The organism is Marinobacter nanhaiticus D15-8W (assembly GCF_036511935.1).
In the GTDB taxonomy this organism is placed as follows: domain Bacteria; phylum Pseudomonadota; class Gammaproteobacteria; order Pseudomonadales; family Oleiphilaceae; genus Marinobacter_A; species Marinobacter_A nanhaiticus.
The window spans coordinates 729,254-744,910 of record NZ_AP028878.1; the positions used below are offsets into that span (position 1 = coordinate 729,254).

Below are 15,657 nucleotides of genomic sequence, written 5' to 3' on the forward strand. Positions count from 1 at the left end.
TCGGAGACGAAGTCATGTATCAGTTGGTATTCAAGGGGGAGTGCGTCCCCGGCACGGACGAGCAAACGGCGCGGCGCAATGCCATGGCGCTGTTCAAGGCTACGCTGGACCAGGTGGACCGGATGTTCAGTGGCAACCGCGTTGTCATCCGCAACAAACTCGACGAAGCCCAGGCGGCCAAGTACGAGGCCGTGCTGCGCAAGCACGGTATGGTCGTCCACGTCGAACCCATGGGCGGCGCGCCGACGTCAACAGCGCCTTCACCTGCTCCCGCAGCTCAGCCGGCCAGGCCGGAACCGGCTCCGCGATCCGAACCGCTATCCCGGGCCCAGCCTGAAACCGCCGAGAGCGAGCCAGCCGCGAGCGGCGGTGGCGTTCCCGTAGAACCCGGCGATCGGTTGCAGGTCGCTGGGGAAAAGGTCGATAGCATCCTCGCGGGTTCCTCTCTCAAACTGGATGGTGCCCACGATCGCTTAAGCGAGACCCGGGAGGTGGAACCGCCCTTATTCGACCATTTGGATGACTGGACCCTTGCGCCGCCGGGCTCCACGCTGGTGGAGACGCGAGACGAGGTGCCGCCGGTGGTACCGGATATTTCCCATTTGTCACTGGTCGACAACGACGAGGATCGAAAATAATACCTGCCGCGCCGTGAGCCTCTCACGGCGCTGTCATTTCTGGCCGCTAACCTTTGTGTTTCGACGACGTCCCGGATGGTCTACGTAGACCTTTGCCGACCCGTTAGCGTGCCGAGCAAAGGAACATTCGGTTAAGTCTATTGGCGATTCTTGCCTTTCTGGGAAGACCCTTGAGGCTCGCGGAACTGTTAATAGACTTAACCAGAGGTTCCCATGGAAACGGATAATGGAAAGGAGTGCCGTTTGACTCGAATCCTCGCAGCTATCCTGATGTCCTGTCTGGCGCTGGAGGCATTGGCTCAGTCGTCCTCCGAGCCCCCGGCCGCTGCTGAATCCCGATCGGTTGCCGAACCCGGGGCGCGGCCAGTCATCGCGCTTGTACTCAGTGGCGGCGGGGCCAAGGGGATGGCCCACGTCGGCGTACTGCGGGTGCTTGAGGAAATGCGCATTCCGATCGACATCGTCGTCGGCACCAGCGCGGGTTCGGCAGTAGCCGCCATGTACGCGCTTGGCATGAGTGTCAACGATATCGAGGATCGCTTCGTCGAAATGGACTGGTTGTCGAGCTTCCAGGACAGTCCCGGCCGCGCCTACAAACCGGTCAGGCGCAAGATCGATGACTGGCGCTATCCTGTCGATCCGGGTATCGGTTTGGGGCCGAACGGCATTTCCGTTGGCCGCGGTCTGGTCGCGGGCCAGAACCTCGGCTTCATCCTCAACGAGCTGACCCGCCGCGCAGCCCTGGTGCGTGATTTCGACGAGTTGCCCATCCGCTTCCGTGCAGTAGCGACGGACCTGGAGACCGGGGACGAAGTGGTGATCCGTGACGGCGCCCTGGCCGAGGCCATTCGTGCCAGCATGAGCATCCCCGGTGTTTACGCGCCCATGGAAATCGACAACCGGCTACTCGTAGACGGTGGCATCGCCAACAACCTGCCGATCAGCGTCGCCCAGGAAATGGGAGCGGATGTGGTGATCGCCGTCGATATCAGCGATGCGCTTCTGGCGGGAGAAAAACTCACCGGTGCCTTTTCAGTGGTGGGGCAGCTGACGACCCTGATGACCCGTCGCAACGTGGATGATCAGCTCGATCGCCTGGACGACCAGGACGTATTGATCCGTCCCAAGTTGGAAGGGCTGACCTCCGCGGACTTCTTTGACGCCACCGAAATTATCGAGGCAGGCGCCACAGCAGCCCGTAACAAGGCGGTCAGCCTCAACGACCTGCGGGTCGACCCTGTGGCTTGGGCGGACTACCAGCGCGAGCGCTACCATGCCCGCTTCACCCCGGACCTGATCAGCGATATCCGGATCGACCACGACTCCCGACTGTCCCGGGAATTCCTGCGCTCGCGTATCCGCCAGGACGCGGGGCAACCGTTGGACGTGGAGCAGTTGGAAGATGATCTACGGCGCATCTACGGACTGGGATATTACGAGACGGTGACCTATTCGCTGGCCCCAAGTGAAAACAATGAGGAAGGCTCGGTCCTCGTCATTGACGTGCAGGAAAAAACCTGGGGGCCGAACTACCTGCGTTTCGGTCTCAGCTACGAGGACAATTTCGAGAGCGATACCCGGTTCAATGTCGCCGGCTCCTACCAGTTGACCGAGCTCAATCCGTTGGGCGGGGAGTGGACCACCGGGCTGCAGTTAGGTACAGAGCCCTACCTTCGCACGGAGTGGTTCCAGCCACTGGATTACGGTTATCGGCGCTTCCTGCTGACCGGTGCCGACTACCAGCGGGACAGTTTTTCCGTATTCAACGAGCAGGGTGACCGGGTGGGGGAGGTCGAAGTCGACGAGTACGCCGTGGATATGAGTATTGGTCTGGAGCTTGGCGCAGCGGGAGAGGTGCGTGCCGGGGTCCGACGGGGGGTGGCATCGGTCGATGATGTCCTTGGCGATTCTTCGCTCTCTGAGAGTGAGATCGATCAGGGTGCCTGGACGTTGCAATTGACCTTCGACACCCTGAATGATCCATTCCTGCCCACCGATGGTGCTTTTTTCGGTCTTAGCGGACGCTATGAGCGGCCCGGTCTGGGATCGGACCGCCACTTCGATCGTTCCACATTGCTGGCCGCCAAGGCAATGGAATTCGGAGCTCGCAACGTACTGGTGGGGCAGGCGTATGCCAGTGCGGTCACCAATGGCGAGGCCGGGGTCGAAAACTACATTTCCATGGGCGGTTTCCGGCGCCTGTCTTCCTACGCGCGGGGCGAGATTACGGGGCCGGATGCGGGACTGTTGACCTTTTATGCCTACCGTCGCTTCGGCGGCCCCTTCGTTCCTTATTTTGCGGGTGTCGGCTATGAGGCTGGCAACGCTTGGCAGGATGTCAGTGATGCCAGCTGGGGAGACCTGATCCATTCCTGGAGCCTTTTTGCCGGCGTGGATACCTTCCTCGGCCCAGTCCAACTCTCCACAGCCTATGCGGATGATGAGCACGTGACCGTCTTCCTGACGGTAGGCTATTCCCTGGAGAGTCTGTTTATCTCGCCGTGACAGGTCTAGATCGGCGCGACCAGGATCAGCCGTTCTTTCTCGCAGGGCCCATTCAGCGGCCGTTCCAGTATGGCCCGGTACTCCGCCCCTTTTTTAGCGTCACTGGGTACCGGATGGAAAAGGATGTCGTCACCTGGGAAGAACTGCCAGGTGCCTACATCCTTTTCCCGTGCCAGCAGCGAGGCAACGCCGCGGATCTTCGACCAGGCGCAAAGGGCCGGTGTCTCGTCGCTGGTCTCACGCGCATTTTCATCGCGGGGCTTGGGTTCGGGTTCCGGCTCGGCTTCGGTGGCGTCGGTCTCCTCAACGGGCGGCGTTACCGTGGGGATGGGGTCGAAGTCCGGTTCGGGTCGAGGCGCCTCGGGCGGTGAGGATGCACAGCCAGCGAGGGTCAGCAACAGCGCGACAGCCAGCGGGCGACCCCAGAGGCGCTCAATTGGCGACATCGCTGCGCGGCTGATCATCCCCGATATAGGAAAGTACCTGTTCGCACTGTTGGTTGGCGTAGCGTCGCATGATTTCCACCAGCAGCCCTTCATCCCGCGCCTTGATGGCTTCGATGGATTCGCGCATGTGGGCGAGATTGTCCTCCAGCACGCGCTGGTTGGCGTGCTGGAAGGCGAGGAAGGCGCAGCGACGGGCCGAAGGCCAGAGATCCTTGATGGCTTCGAGGATAAAGTAGTTATCGGCGTAGGCGAGGGAGGCCTGGGTGTATTCGATACCAAGATCGAGGAACGCCAGCAGGTCGCCCCGTTTGTAGCATTCGTCCATGCGGGCATAGAGGGACTCGAGTTTTTCCATGTCCTCCGGCTGCCATAGGCGCGCCAAACGCCGGCCTGTATGGCAGAGGTAGAGTTCCAGTACTTCGTAAAGGCTGCGGACGAAGAAACTATCGAGCGCTGTCACGAACGCGCCCTTGCGCGGCACGTTGCGTACCAGGTGACGTTTCTCCAGCAGCAATAGCCCTTCGCGCACCGAACCGTGACTAACATCCAGCTGCTTCGCCATGGCGCTTTCATAAATGCGCTCGCCGGAGCGGAGCTGGCCGAAGGCGATCAGGTTCTCGATATGCTGGGCGACCTGCTCAGTCAGGGTCTCGCGGGGCTTGAAAGGCTTCATCAAGGGTTTCCGGATAATTCCTGATAACCGGTTCACTTCCTGACGGATCCGCGCGAAACGGTCATCCGGCAGCCAAAGTAGCTTGGCGTTATGCTCTCACATTTCGCAATAACTGCAAGGGCGGCTTTACAGAAGCGGGGCCAGTAGTCTGACCGCCCGGCAGGCCAGGCGGAAGGCGACGGAGCGTTCGCTGTAGTCGGCCTCGGTCATGGGGCGGCAGTGACGCAGATCCTCCTCCAGCATCTGACGGACCTCGGCAATGAAGGTCTCGTCCGTGAACAGGGCTGCAATCTCGAAATTCAGTCGCATTGAGCGATTGTCCAGGTTCGCGGTGCCAACGGCGGCGTAGCGGTCGTCCACCAAAACCACTTTCTCGTGCAGGAATCCGGGCTGGTAGCGGTAGATGCTGATCCCCGCCTTACGGGCCTGGACAAGGTAGGAGTACGCGGCCAGGCGGACCAGTTGATGATCCGGGTTTTCCGGGATCAGGATGCGTACGTCCACGCCCCGCAGCGCGGCCAGTTGCAGGGCGTTGACGATTTGCAGGTCGGGCACGAAATAGGGGGAAGTGATCCAGATACGCTCCCGGGCACTGTTGATGCAGTTGAGAAAGAAAAGGGTGCCGGTATCGAACCGGTCTGCCGGTCCTGTGGGCACGATCAGCACCTCTTGGTCGCCGTGAGGTGAAGGCTTGGGCGCCCAATTCAGGGCGGGCAGGTCGCTGGCGGCCCAGTACCAGTCCTCGACGAAGGCCAACTGCAAGCCCATCACTGCCGGCCCTTCGATACGGCAGTGGGTATCGCGCCAGGCGAGCGCGTTGGACTGGGTGCCCAGGTATTCGTCACCGAGGTTGATGCCCCCGACGAACCCGAGCGTGCCGTCGCAGATCACCAGCTTGCGGTGGTTGCGGAAGTTGATCTGGAATCGTCGCCGTCGCACGTTGCCATCGCCGAAGGCTGCTACCCGGGCCCCAGCATTGGTCAGTTCCTTCAGGTAATTGCGCGACAGCCACACGCTGCCGATGTCGTCATAGATGAAGTAGACCTTGACCCCTTCAGCCAGTTTTCGCTTGAGGATCGACTTGATGCGCTGCCCCACACGGTCCGAACGAACGATGTAGAACTCCAGCAGGATATACTGCCGGGCGCTTTCCATGGCATCGAACAGGGCGTCGAAGGTTTCCCTGCCGTCCTTTAGGAGGGTGCAGTGGTTGCCGCTGGTGAAGGGTTGGCGCACCAGGCTCGTGAGTACCCGCAGCTCCGGGCTGGGGTCGTCGGTCTTTGGGATGCGGGTCAGTTCGTTCTCGTTCTCGAAAACGGTCAACAGCTGGTTGAGTGCCTCGTCGCCGGAGCGTCGGGCGCGAATATAGCCTGCGAAACGGTTGCGACCGAACAGCACAAACACCGGCAAAGCGACGTAGGGAAACGCGAGCAGGGCGATGATCCACGCAATGGCGCCCTGGGTCGTCCGGTAGTTCAGCAGGATGCGAAACACCCCGAACAATGCGAGACCGTAGACGGTCCCGAGTAGCAGGGTGAGTAAGACCGGATCCCACATGTTAGTGCCTCATCTGATTCATTCGCGGCCCTGCCAAGCCTCCGAGGGCCTCGTCGGCTGCATTGCGGTGGCTCGCTCTCAAATCGTACCGCCTACGGCATTGCGTCTTGGCCGGCGCTGTCAGCGAAACGACGTGGATCAGCGAACTAACCAAATGGGACACTGGATGCTCCGGATCAGTGGTGACGGGCGCGGAACTGGGCCGGCGACTCACCGGTCCAGCGCTTGAAGGCCCGGCTGAAGGCGCTCAGTTCGGAAAACCCGAGAAGGAAGGCAATTTCCCCCAGCGCGTAACGGTCAGACGCAACATACCGCAAAGCCTTGTCCTTACGCACGTGTTCCACCAGTTCCTGGAAGCTCATGCCTTCCTTCTTCAGGCGACGGTAGAGAGTCTGGCGGCTCATATGGAGCTGTTGGGCCAAACTATCGGCATCGATCCGCTCCGAGGCCATCTGCTGGGAAATCAGCCGACGTACCTTGCGGCTGAAGCGCCGGCGGGTCTGCACCTTGGCCAGCAGCGCGTTGACCTGGCGTAGCATGGCGGAATGCAGGTAGGGGTTGCGATGGGGAATCGGTCGGCTCAGGTAGTGCGCACTGAAGGCCAGGGCCGTGTCCGGCTCATTGAAGGAGATTGGACAGTCGAGAATGCGCCGATACTCGTCGGCATAGTCCGGCTCCGGGTGGCTGACGCGAACCCACGCAATATCCAGTCGTGGGTGGATGAAATGCCGGGCCCGGTTGATCGCAGCGGATAGCGTGCGGTCCATGTCCTGGCGGCAGTAGTGGTCCGGCTGGTCTACCTGCCAGGTGAGTATGGCCAGTTCATTATCCGTCTCGAACTGCAGGTTGACGCTCTCATTGATCAGTCGGTGCAGGCGCACGTATTGCGTGGCCGCTTCGCCCAGGGTGTCGCAGTTGAAGAAAACATGGCCCAACAGGCCCATCCGGTCCGGGTCCACCACCTCGCCCACATGGAGGCCGACGGCCGCGTCGCCGGTGACTTCCTCGGCGTGCTGCCAGAGCCGGTAGTGGCTGCAGGCGGGAATGCGCAGGTCCGGATCGCTGAGTGTGTCCAGGGGGCGGCCCAACAGGTGTTCAGCTTGGGATTTGTCGAGTTTGCCGCGGGTGTCCAGATAGTGAATCAGCCCCAGCGCCGTGGAGGCGGCTACCAACGGCTCATCCGGAGCGGGTTCGGTGTGTTGCGAAGGCGTTCGTGTGGGTGTATTCGGCATCGATATTTTTATTGGAACCTCCGAAGCGGCAGTCCCTTAAGATTCACGGGGGTGTTACGAAATGTCAAACAGTTGGGACGGAGCGTCAACGCACTGGATGGCTTGAACGTTTAACCTGAACGTCCTTTCATGGGTTGTCTGACGTTGTCAGGAGGTGTGCAGAATGGAACTTGAAATCTTTGTGCCCCGCACGGAACTTGAACGCCGCAACTGCGAGGCTCTCAAGGACTATCTCAACAGCATCTTCTATTGCTGAATCCCTTCGCACGTCGGCCGCCGTTAGGCGGCCTTTTTTAGTCCCTTTCCCAGTGCCGCTTTATACCTGCTCCGCAAGACCGTGGATGTTCTCCAAAGGCTGCAGGCGTAGACGCAGTTTTTCGCTCCGCTCGAGAATGCCTTCAATACGGCCTAATTGAGCGCGGGTTTGCTGCGAACGCATCAGGCGGCTGCCGGTGAAGTCGAAGGCAAGACCGAAGCGGGTGAGGCTGCTGTCTCCCTCCAACGGACGTTCGTTCACGACCTCGGCAATCAGGCGTTCCAGGCTGATGCTGCTGGCCGTCATTGTCAGTTGCAGCCTCAATTCAACCCGATCGCCGATCTGGAAGGTATCCGCCTTCTCGGTAATGGAGAGTCCCTCACGGGTAAAGTCGTGACTTTGCGTCGGCGTATAGCCGCCGAACAGGGCCTTTCGGGGGCGCCAGGCCGCGTGCAGCTCTGCCGCGGGTAGCCGGCGAAAGCGGCGGCGCTCCTGATTCTTGCTGGGTGTCTCCATGGATAGGTCATCCTTTTTTCTTCGCGTTCTTCTTATCGGTGCGCCTCTTATCGATGCGTCCGGGACAGGGCCTTTCGTTATCCTGACATTCCGCCCAACAATAGCAAACTACCTCGGGCATGAGCGGGCCGTCCTGCCGGATGGTCGGCAGGTGTCAGTCAAGGGATCACGGCATCTCCCTGTTATCGACTGGAAAAGTATGCTCATATTGCCGGGCTGTGTCCGTGAAGCTCTGTTTGGGGCGGACTTGATGAATTGCCGGAGGACGTGACTTGATTCAGAAAAACAGGATATTCGATCTCGATGCCGGCTTCCTCGATGACGAGCTGCTGGCTGGCCAGATGCGGTTGCTGGTCGGGTTGGTCAGTACTGATCGGGCCCGTAGCGCCGGTGATCGTCTGCCGCTGGAATGGCAGGGGCACGAAGATGCCCTGACCCTGCGTCTCAACCAATTGATGGGCGAGATGACGCTTCGGGGCATGGCCGTTCCCGGCGAGGTCAAGGTGACTACCGAAGCGATCATCTGGCCGCCGCTGGCGCATCAGGCGCTGAAAGACGAGATTCGTTACATTGCCGACCGGGTAGCCGAGGGCAAGAAAGGGCGCATTCGTCTACCAAAGAACGACCACGAACTCTGGGCCACCTACAAATACAGTTTACTGGCGCGCAACCGCCAGGCGTACGAGAGTTTCGGCCGGCGCGTCGCCTCGCGATCGGTGCCGCTGGAGCTGCTCTGGCTGGCGATGGTCAATGCCTCCCGCGTGGCACCGCCGGAGGGAGGAGTTCGCAATTCGCTGCAGCATATGTGGGGCTATGTGTCGGAACATGCCACGCTGAGTCCGCAGATTGAGGATCTCGATGCCCTCGCGGCCGAAGTGCAACAGCTGGCCCGGACACATGAAGTTCCCTACCTGATCAATTCAACGGCGCTGGGTGAACTCCGCGCCTGGCTTTAAGGAGACGATCATGAGTCTCGATCTCCATCATCGAGTGGTTGGGGAGGGTGACCCCCTGATCCTGCTGCACGGTCTGTTCGGTTCCCTGGAGAACCTGGGTGGTGTTACCCAACGCTTGTCGGACACCTGGCAGGTTCACGCGCTGGATCTTCGCAACCACGGCCGCTCGCCCCACGTAGAGGATATGGGCTATCCGGCAATGGCGGATGACGTCTTGCGCTACCTGGATAGTCAGGGCATTGACCAGGCGGCGGTGCTCGGGCATTCCATGGGTGGAAAAACGGCGATGGAGCTGGCGCTGGCGCACCCGGATCGGGTTGGACGACTGATCGTGGCGGACATCTCGCCGGTGCCCTACCCACCGCATCACGATGCGATTATCGACGGGCTGACCGGATTGAACCTTGCGTCCGTCAAATCCCGCGGGGACGCAGACAAGTGGCTGGCAAAGTATGTGGAGACTCCAGCGGTGCGTCAGTTTCTGCTAAAGAACCTGGTGCGCACTGACGAAGGGGGCTTTGGCTGGCGGATCAACCTGGAGGCCATCGAGCGGGACTACCCGCAGATCGCCGAAGGCCCGACGGCCCAAGGGCCCTACGAGGGACCGACACTCTTCCTGAAGGGCGGCGAATCCAACTACATCCAGGACAGCCACCGTGACACGGTGGCGCGTCTCTTCCCCCACGCAGTGTTGCGGATCATCCCGGGCACCGGCCACTGGCTGCATGCGGAAAAGGCCGACCTGTTTGCCAAGCTGTGCCGCCGCTTCCTGGACGGCGAGTTCGATTAGGCGCCCGTCGCCGGGGTCTTGCCGTCGTCTTTCTGGTCCAGCTCGGCCATGCGGTTGTCGAAGAAGCACTTGGCACTGTAGACAACGCCGAACAGCACTGACAGACCCGCAACTGTGAACAGGGGCGAGGCAACCTCGTAGAGCATGAGACCCACTCCGGAATAGGGGGGTCGAGATTCGCCACCAAGAGGCGAACCGACCAGAAAATGAGCGCCGACGATACTTGACGTCAACAGGCTGAGCAATAAGTGATCGCCCAAGGGCATTCGTCGGGCCGTTATGCTTTTGGTAGATTGGTTGGAATATGCCCTTCAGGCGGACAGGCGTCTGTTTCATCACGGGGATTTGCGAAGCTGACTTAAGGAGCACCCATGCGCTGGGTCTATGCGGTCTGTGTTGTGATTTTTCTGGCGATCGGCGGATTTCTCTTTACGCCGTCGCCCGTTGATAGCCGAGCATGGAACCCGCCCGAACCGCCGCCCCTTGAGGGCGAGCTGGCGCGCAACGAGCTGCTGCAACAGGCGGAGCTGCTGGCTGTGGGCGATGTCTACGGACCGGAAGACGTGGACGTGGACCCCGCCGGTCGTGTCTATGGCGGCACCCAGGATGGCAAGATCGTCCGTGTCTGGCCCGACGGACGGGTCGAGACTTGGGCGGAAACCGGCGGCCGTCCGCTGGGTATGGCGTTTGACCGCAACGGCAACCTGATCGTCGCCGACGCCTATAAGGGACTGCTGTCCATCGACCCGCCGTCGGGCACGATCCGCACCCTGTCAAAAGAGGCCGAGGGCCTGCCCTTTCGTTTTACCGACGACGTGGATATCGGTCCCCGGGGTATGATCTATTTCACCGACGCCAGCTCACGGTTCAATCAGTCCGAATACATGCTCGACCTCCTGGAAATGCGCCCCCATGGTCGACTGCTGCAGTACAACCCGGCGACGCGCAAGACGGAAGTGCTGCTCAGGGATCTCCATTTTGCTAATGGTGTCGCGGTCTCTCGGGACGGTAAATTCGTGCTGGTGAACGAAACCTGGAAATACCGCACCCTGAGGTACTGGCTCGGTGGCCCCAAGGCGGGCTCGGTGGAGGTGTTCGTGGACAACCTGCCGGGCTTCCCCGACGGTATTGCTGCGGACAGCGAAGGTCGCTTCTGGTTGGCCCTGGCCACGACACGCAATGCGTTCATGGATCGCATCCATCCCTATCCCTGGGTCAAGGAGCAGATTGCCAAGCTGCCGGACAGCCTGAAGCCGCCGCCAGAGGAATACGGGCTGGTGCTGGCCCTGGACCGCGACGGGAAGATCATCGCCAGCCTGCATGACCCCGGTGGCGCGCACCTGCAGGAAATCACCTCCGTCGAGCCGCACGCAGGGATGCTGTATTTCGGCTCACTGCACAATGACCGTATCGGGCGTCTGCCGATGAGCGCGGTGCCCGCCCTGGATGATTTATCCGGCCCGAATGCCGTACCGGAACCAAAAAAGGAGCAAACACCGTGACAGACGTGCCAGACCTGATCGACTGGGACCTGCCGGGTCCGTTCATCATGCCGATTGTGGTAAAGCCTGAGGACGTGGACCGGCTGGGGCACGCCAACAATGTGGTGTATGTGCGCTGGTTGGAAGAGGTCAGCTGGGCCCATATCGAGAGTTTGGGTATGACCTGGGATATCCACGAGGCAACCGGCCGTGCCATGGCCATCACCCGCACCGAAATCGATTACCTGGCAGCCGCCAACGAAGGTGACCATCTCTTGCTGGGAACCTGGCTGGTGGATTTCGATGGTCGCTTTCGCTCGGCACGCCGCTTCCAGTTGATTCGTCAGGACGACGGAAAGTGTCTCGCCCGGGCACTGTCGACGCATGCCTGCGTCGATCTCAGGACCCAGCGTCCGGCGCGGGTTCCCAAAGAGTACGGTGAAATTCTCGGTAACGCAGTGATTACGAGTCCTTAAGCAGGGACAAGTGCTAGTGTCCGATGCGCTTGCAGCCGTCGCAGCACCTGGGATGTGCAAGGCAATCCAGGTGTTATTCCGGGATCATGTATTTCTGCTAGTCTTCTTTCAAACCCGGTTCGGCACATACGCCGGCCTGGTTCATTTCCGACATCGTTCAACCGTCAGTCATGGATAGCCATCAGCTGTGGAGAGCCATCATGCGTCACATCGTCTATGAACAGTTCGGTGAGGCCGACGTGCTGAAACTGGTCGAGTCCGACCAGCCGACGCCCTCGGCGAACCAGGTGTGTGTCCGTGTGGCGGGCGCCGGTCTCAACCCCATTGACTGGAAAACCCGCAAAGGTCTCGGGTTTGCCGCCCAGCAGATCAAGGATCGGCTACCGTGGACGCCTGGCTACGATCTTGCCGGCACGGTGATCGAAGTGGGCGATGACGTCACCACGCTATCCGCTGGCGATCGGGTGATGGGAATGATCGGTTTTCCCGGGGCGGGTGGCGGTTATGCCGATTATGCCTTGGCACGGGAGGATGAACTGATCATCGTGCCCGAGGAGATGGACCTGGTCTCGGCGGGTGGACTCCCCCTGGCGGCACTGACCGCCTGGCAGGGACTGTTCGAGATGGCCGGGCTAAAGCCCGAGGACAAGGTCTTGATCCATGCCGGCGCTGGCGGCGTGGGACACTTGGCTATCCAGTTCGCCAAGGCAAGGGGTGCCCATGTCATTGCTACCGCCTCAGCCTCGAACGCGGATTTCCTGGCAACCCTGGGCGCCGACGAAGTGATCGACTACACCTGTGATGATTTTGTGGATGCGTGCTACGGACTGGATGTCGTGCTCGATCTGGTGGGCGGTGAAACCGGCCATCGCTCCCTGCATACCCTCGCCGAACATGGCGTGCTGGTGACTATCCCCACGGTCACTGCCGATCCGATCATTACCGCTGCGGAAAATATGGGGCTCCGGGCCCACGGCATGACCGTGCGACCGGACGTGTTCCACCTGGAGGAAATCGCCGAGCTGATCGAGGATGGCGACGTGCGGCTGCATGTTGATGAGACATTCCCCCTGGCCCATGCGGTTGCGGCACACCAGAAGCTGGAAGCCGGCCACGTCCGGGGCAAGCTCGTGCTGGACTGCCAGGCACGATAGACGAGGCTCCCCAGGCCTGGGGCTCGTCTTCAGGCCTGGGCGGTCGTGGCGCCGGTCGGCTGTTCTGGCCCGGCTTCTTTCTCTTTACGTTCCTTCGGTTTCTGCGGCGGAACCAGGCTCACCAGTACCCAACCCTTCTCCGGCTTGAGATTGTTCTCCGCGGTCACGGCGTAAATGCGTTCCCGTGGATCGATCACGAACAGCACGATGGCCTGATGCTCGTATTGGTTCTGGAAGTTCTCGTAGGTGAACGCTTCGCTGAGCTGCGTGGTCTTCACCGTGTAACCTTTGCTCACCATGCTGGCCAGCTTGGCGTAGCTCATGTCGCCGAACAAGCCGCGGGTCTGCTGGATCTTCTCCGCAGTCTGGTGGCGGGCCTTCTGGTCCTGATCGCCCTCGGACAGGCTGTAAACGCTGCCGTTGCCGAACCAGTCGAGGAAGTGATATGTCGCCAGTGAGTTGAGCTGCTTATAGGGCGAGATCACAAGCAGGTTGCCGATGCCGGTCAGATCCAGGTGGGTGGAGGCATGCTCCGATACCGGGTTGCCGAAGTACACCTGCAGGTTATCCATGCGAGCCTGGCGTACGTTTTCCCAGTTGGTATCGGTCAAGACCACCGGTACTTCCACCTTCTGCAGTGCCTGGCCGATCTGGCGGGCGACACTGTTGGCCCCGAGGATCAGGAAGCCATAGTCCGCGGGCTCCGCCACCTTGAGCAGACGCGCCACCGGCCGTGCCGTAAGACTCTGCAGTGTGACGGTGGTGATGATTACCATGAACACCAGCGGTACCAGCACGCCGGCGCTTTCGTAGCCGATGTTTTGCAGCTGGAAGGCAAACAACGCGGACACTGCAGCAGCAACGATACCCCGCGGCGCGACCCAGCTCAGGAAAAGCTTCTCCCGCCAGTTCAGGGTCGTGCCGATCGCCGAGAGGAAGATACTCGCCGGTCGCGCCACCAACAGCAACGCGATCAGCACGACCACCAGACCCCAGCCCAGTTCGGCAATGGCGGAGAATTCCACCCGTGCGGCAAGGATAATGAACAGGGCGGAAATCAAAAGGACGCTCAGGGATTCCTTGAATTCCAGGATACTCTCGATCGGTACCTGCTTCATATTGGCCATCCAGATCCCCATCACCGTGACGGTCAGCAGACCGGATTCGTGGGCCATCTCGTTGGATAGGGCATAGACGCCAAGCATAAAGGTGAGTGTGCCGGCATTGTGCAGGTATTGCGGAACCAGGTGCTTGCGTAGGGCAATGCCGGTGAGCCAGCCGGCGGCGGCTCCCAGGATGGTGCCGATGGCGATCGTCTTGCCGAAGATGTAGAGGGAATGGCCGAAAACGTTGCCCTGGCCCCAGGAGACGATCCCCTCGAACACCAGGACCGCGAGCAAGGCGCCCACCGGGTCGATGATAATCCCTTCCCAGCGCAGGATGTTGGCCAGCTTGGCCGCAGGTTTGACGGTGCGTAGCAGCGGTGCGATGACCGTGGGGCCGGTCACCACTGAAATGGCGCCGAACAGCAAGGCGACCTCCCACGATATATCGAGCGCCCAGCGTGCGGCCAGCGTACCCACAGCCCAGGTGACAAGCGATCCCACCGGCACAAGGTTGCGGACCATCTTGCCATGGCCCTTTATCTCGGCGTAGTCGAGGGTGAGGCTGCCTTCGAATAGAATGACGGCCACCGCCAGGGATACCAGCGGGAACAACAAGTCACCGAAAAGGAGTTGGGGCTCCAGCCAGTTAAGGAGTGGACCGGCGGCAATACCGCCCGCAAGCAGGAACAGGATGGCAGGCATACGCACTCGCCAGGCCAGCCATTGGCAAAACAGGGACAGTACGCCGATGCTCGCGAGTAGGAGGACGATGTTCTCTGACATAGAGGGGGCGGTCCATTTCCGATGGATCGATCAAGTCGTTTTTACGTTGGGTCAAGTCTGGCTGCCGTAGCGTCAGCCACGCCTTGTGGGTATCCATACCGCAACAGCGACATACGCTACAGGGCGTTACTCGGATGCCGTATCCCGGGCCTTCCTGGCGAGACGGTTGAGCAGGCGCGAGGCGGCCACGAAGCCGAATGTGGCTGTAACCGGACTGGCTGCACCAAAGCCGGTGGCGCAATCCAGGCGCACCGGGCCGTCGGTATCCGGCTTCTGCAGGCAGACTTCACCGTCTTCCGCAGGATACGTGAGCTGCTCTAGCGAGTATACGGCCTCGATGCCGAAACGGCGCTTGGGATTGCGGGAGAAATTATATTCCCGACGCAAGAGGTTGCGGACTTTCGCCAACAAAGGATCCTGGGTTGTGCGGCTCAGGTCGGCCACCTGAATCTGGGTGGGATCCATCTGTCCACCGGCGCCGCCGGCACAGACCATGGGGATCTTGCGCCGTTTACAGTGGGCAATCAGGGCGGCTTTGGCCTTGACGCTATCGATGGCGTCCACCACGCCCGCCAGATCCTCGCTCAATAGATCCGCCGCGTTCTTGGGGGTCAGGAAGCCGAAATGGATATCCACCTGCATCGCTGGATTGATGTTCTTCAGGCGCTGGGCCATGACATCGGTCTTGGTCCGGCCGTATTCGCCGGTCAGCGCATGCAGTTGGCGATTAGTGTTCGACACGCACACATCGTCCATGTCGATCAGGGTGATCCGGCCAACGCCACTGCGCGCCAGGGCTTCAGCCGCCCAGGAACCGACGCCGCCCAGGCCAACCACTGCCATATGAGCCTGGCGAAAAGCTTTCAGCGCACGTCGACCGTAGAGCCGTTCGATGCCGCCAAAGCGGAAGCTGTAATCGTCGGTGTCCATCATTGGTTCCCCAGGCGACCTGGCGCCACGCAGTCTTCAGATGGAGCGGATTGTACCTGACACGCCGGCTGAAACCATGGCTGGCGGGTACGTGCAAACCGGGACGATGTGTACGAGACAGGAAGGGCAAATAAAAAAGGTTCATTGCGGATTAGGGG

Annotated in this window: 15 protein-coding genes; 7 read left to right on the forward strand and 8 right to left on the reverse strand. The window is 60.8% G+C overall.

Annotated features, from left to right (window positions below; genetic code table 11):
* The first annotated feature begins 14 nt into the window (after positions 1-14).
* Together RE428_RS03205 and RE428_RS03210 are read left to right on the forward strand one after the other, a co-directional pair.
* A complete protein-coding gene (locus tag RE428_RS03205) occupies positions 15-638 on the forward strand; it encodes a hypothetical protein (RefSeq protein WP_004578978.1) in 624 nt (207 codons plus the stop codon).
* Positions 639-881: 243 nt separating this feature from the next.
* Positions 882-3,143: a patatin-like phospholipase family protein gene (locus RE428_RS03210; protein WP_004578977.1), complete on the forward strand. Its 2,262-nt coding sequence runs from the start codon at positions 882-884 to the stop codon at positions 3,141-3,143.
* A gap of 5 nt (positions 3,144-3,148) precedes the next feature.
* Here RE428_RS03210 and RE428_RS03215 read toward each other — a convergent pair whose 3' ends face one another.
* The 5 genes from RE428_RS03215 to RE428_RS03235 form a co-directional block, all read right to left on the reverse strand.
* Positions 3,149-3,589, reverse strand: a complete 441-nt coding sequence (locus tag RE428_RS03215) for a hypothetical protein (protein ID WP_004578976.1) — start codon at positions 3,587-3,589, stop codon at positions 3,149-3,151.
* Positions 3,576-4,262, reverse strand: a complete 687-nt coding sequence (locus RE428_RS03220; protein ID WP_004578975.1) for a GntR family transcriptional regulator — start codon at positions 4,260-4,262, stop codon at positions 3,576-3,578. The genes RE428_RS03215 and RE428_RS03220 overlap by 14 nt, the downstream gene beginning before the upstream one ends.
* Before the next feature lie 126 nt (positions 4,263-4,388).
* Positions 4,389-5,819 carry a cardiolipin synthase gene (gene cls, locus RE428_RS03225; protein ID WP_004578974.1) on the reverse strand — a complete coding sequence of 477 codons (1,431 nt, stop codon included), beginning with the start codon at positions 5,817-5,819 and terminating at the stop codon, positions 4,389-4,391.
* Between the two features lie 176 nt (positions 5,820-5,995).
* Entirely contained in the window at positions 5,996-7,051 is a 1,056-nt protein-coding gene (locus RE428_RS03230; RefSeq protein WP_051079741.1) for an AraC family transcriptional regulator, read from the reverse strand.
* Positions 7,052-7,367: 316 nt separating this feature from the next.
* Entirely contained in the window at positions 7,368-7,823 is a 456-nt protein-coding gene (locus RE428_RS03235) for a PilZ domain-containing protein (RefSeq protein WP_004578972.1), read from the reverse strand.
* A 272-nt stretch (positions 7,824-8,095) separates the two neighbouring features.
* Between RE428_RS03235 and RE428_RS03240 the strand changes: the two genes are divergently transcribed.
* Together RE428_RS03240 and RE428_RS03245 are read left to right on the forward strand one after the other, a co-directional pair.
* Positions 8,096-8,779 (forward strand): hypothetical protein, encoded by a 684-nt coding sequence (locus tag RE428_RS03240; protein ID WP_004578971.1) that lies wholly within the window; start codon positions 8,096-8,098, stop codon positions 8,777-8,779.
* A gap of 10 nt (positions 8,780-8,789) precedes the next feature.
* Complete coding sequence (locus RE428_RS03245; protein ID WP_004578970.1) at positions 8,790-9,569, forward strand: alpha/beta fold hydrolase; 780 nt, start codon at positions 8,790-8,792, stop codon at positions 9,567-9,569.
* On the opposite strand, the gene RE428_RS03250 is transcribed toward RE428_RS03245, so the two are convergent.
* Positions 9,566-9,715 carry a hypothetical protein gene (locus tag RE428_RS03250; protein ID WP_154660717.1) on the reverse strand — a complete coding sequence of 50 codons (150 nt, stop codon included), beginning with the start codon at positions 9,713-9,715 and terminating at the stop codon, positions 9,566-9,568. The two genes, RE428_RS03245 and RE428_RS03250, sit on opposite strands and share 4 nt — an antisense overlap.
* 225 nt (positions 9,716-9,940) lie before the next feature.
* Between RE428_RS03250 and RE428_RS03255 the strand changes: the two genes are divergently transcribed.
* The 3 genes from RE428_RS03255 (at position 9,941) to RE428_RS03265 (ending at position 12,680) form a co-directional block, all read left to right on the forward strand.
* The gene (locus tag RE428_RS03255; protein WP_004578969.1) at positions 9,941-11,071 is read left to right on the forward strand and encodes an SMP-30/gluconolactonase/LRE family protein; all 1,131 of its coding nucleotides are present in this window, start codon (positions 9,941-9,943) and stop codon (positions 11,069-11,071) included.
* Between the two features lie 17 nt (positions 11,072-11,088).
* A complete protein-coding gene (locus tag RE428_RS03260) occupies positions 11,089-11,526 on the forward strand; it encodes an acyl-CoA thioesterase (RefSeq protein WP_227500259.1) in 438 nt (145 codons plus the stop codon).
* A 200-nt stretch (positions 11,527-11,726) separates the two neighbouring features.
* Complete coding sequence (locus RE428_RS03265) at positions 11,727-12,680, forward strand: NADP-dependent oxidoreductase (RefSeq protein WP_004578967.1); 954 nt, start codon at positions 11,727-11,729, stop codon at positions 12,678-12,680.
* 29 nt (positions 12,681-12,709) lie between these two features.
* Here RE428_RS03265 and RE428_RS03270 read toward each other — a convergent pair whose 3' ends face one another.
* Both RE428_RS03270 and tcdA read right to left on the reverse strand, forming a co-directional pair.
* Complete coding sequence (locus RE428_RS03270; protein ID WP_004578966.1) at positions 12,710-14,569, reverse strand: cation:proton antiporter; 1,860 nt, start codon at positions 14,567-14,569, stop codon at positions 12,710-12,712.
* A 126-nt stretch (positions 14,570-14,695) separates the two neighbouring features.
* On the reverse strand, positions 14,696-15,499 hold the full coding sequence (gene tcdA / locus RE428_RS03275) for a tRNA cyclic N6-threonylcarbamoyladenosine(37) synthase TcdA (protein ID WP_004578965.1): 804 nt from the start codon (positions 15,497-15,499) through the stop codon (positions 14,696-14,698).
* Positions 15,500-15,657 lie beyond the last annotated feature (158 nt).

What these genes read in the sequence shown, in the direction of transcription:
- RE428_RS03250 (WP_154660717.1), bottom strand. Translation starts at nt 9,715, where the DNA reads ATGCTCTACGAGGTTGCCTCGCCCCTGTTCACAGTTGCGGGTCTGTCA.
- RE428_RS03220 (WP_004578975.1), bottom strand. Translation starts at nt 4,262, where the DNA reads ATGAAGCCTTTCAAGCCCCGCGAGACCCTGACTGAGCAGGTCGCCCAG.
- RE428_RS03230 (WP_051079741.1), bottom strand. Translation starts at nt 7,051, where the DNA reads ATGCCGAATACACCCACACGAACGCCTTCGCAACACACCGAACCCGCT.
- cls (WP_004578974.1), bottom strand. Translation starts at nt 5,819, where the DNA reads ATGTGGGATCCGGTCTTACTCACCCTGCTACTCGGGACCGTCTACGGT.
- RE428_RS03235 (WP_004578972.1), bottom strand. Translation starts at nt 7,823, where the DNA reads ATGGAGACACCCAGCAAGAATCAGGAGCGCCGCCGCTTTCGCCGGCTA.
- RE428_RS03270 (WP_004578966.1), bottom strand. Translation starts at nt 14,569, where the DNA reads ATGTCAGAGAACATCGTCCTCCTACTCGCGAGCATCGGCGTACTGTCC.
- tcdA (WP_004578965.1), bottom strand. Translation starts at nt 15,499, where the DNA reads ATGGACACCGACGATTACAGCTTCCGCTTTGGCGGCATCGAACGGCTC.
- RE428_RS03215 (WP_004578976.1), bottom strand. Translation starts at nt 3,589, where the DNA reads ATGTCGCCAATTGAGCGCCTCTGGGGTCGCCCGCTGGCTGTCGCGCTG.
- RE428_RS03255 (WP_004578969.1), top strand. Translation starts at nt 9,941, where the DNA reads ATGCGCTGGGTCTATGCGGTCTGTGTTGTGATTTTTCTGGCGATCGGC.
- RE428_RS03265 (WP_004578967.1), top strand. Translation starts at nt 11,727, where the DNA reads ATGCGTCACATCGTCTATGAACAGTTCGGTGAGGCCGACGTGCTGAAA.
- RE428_RS03205 (WP_004578978.1), top strand. Translation starts at nt 15, where the DNA reads ATGTATCAGTTGGTATTCAAGGGGGAGTGCGTCCCCGGCACGGACGAG.
- RE428_RS03245 (WP_004578970.1), top strand. Translation starts at nt 8,790, where the DNA reads ATGAGTCTCGATCTCCATCATCGAGTGGTTGGGGAGGGTGACCCCCTG.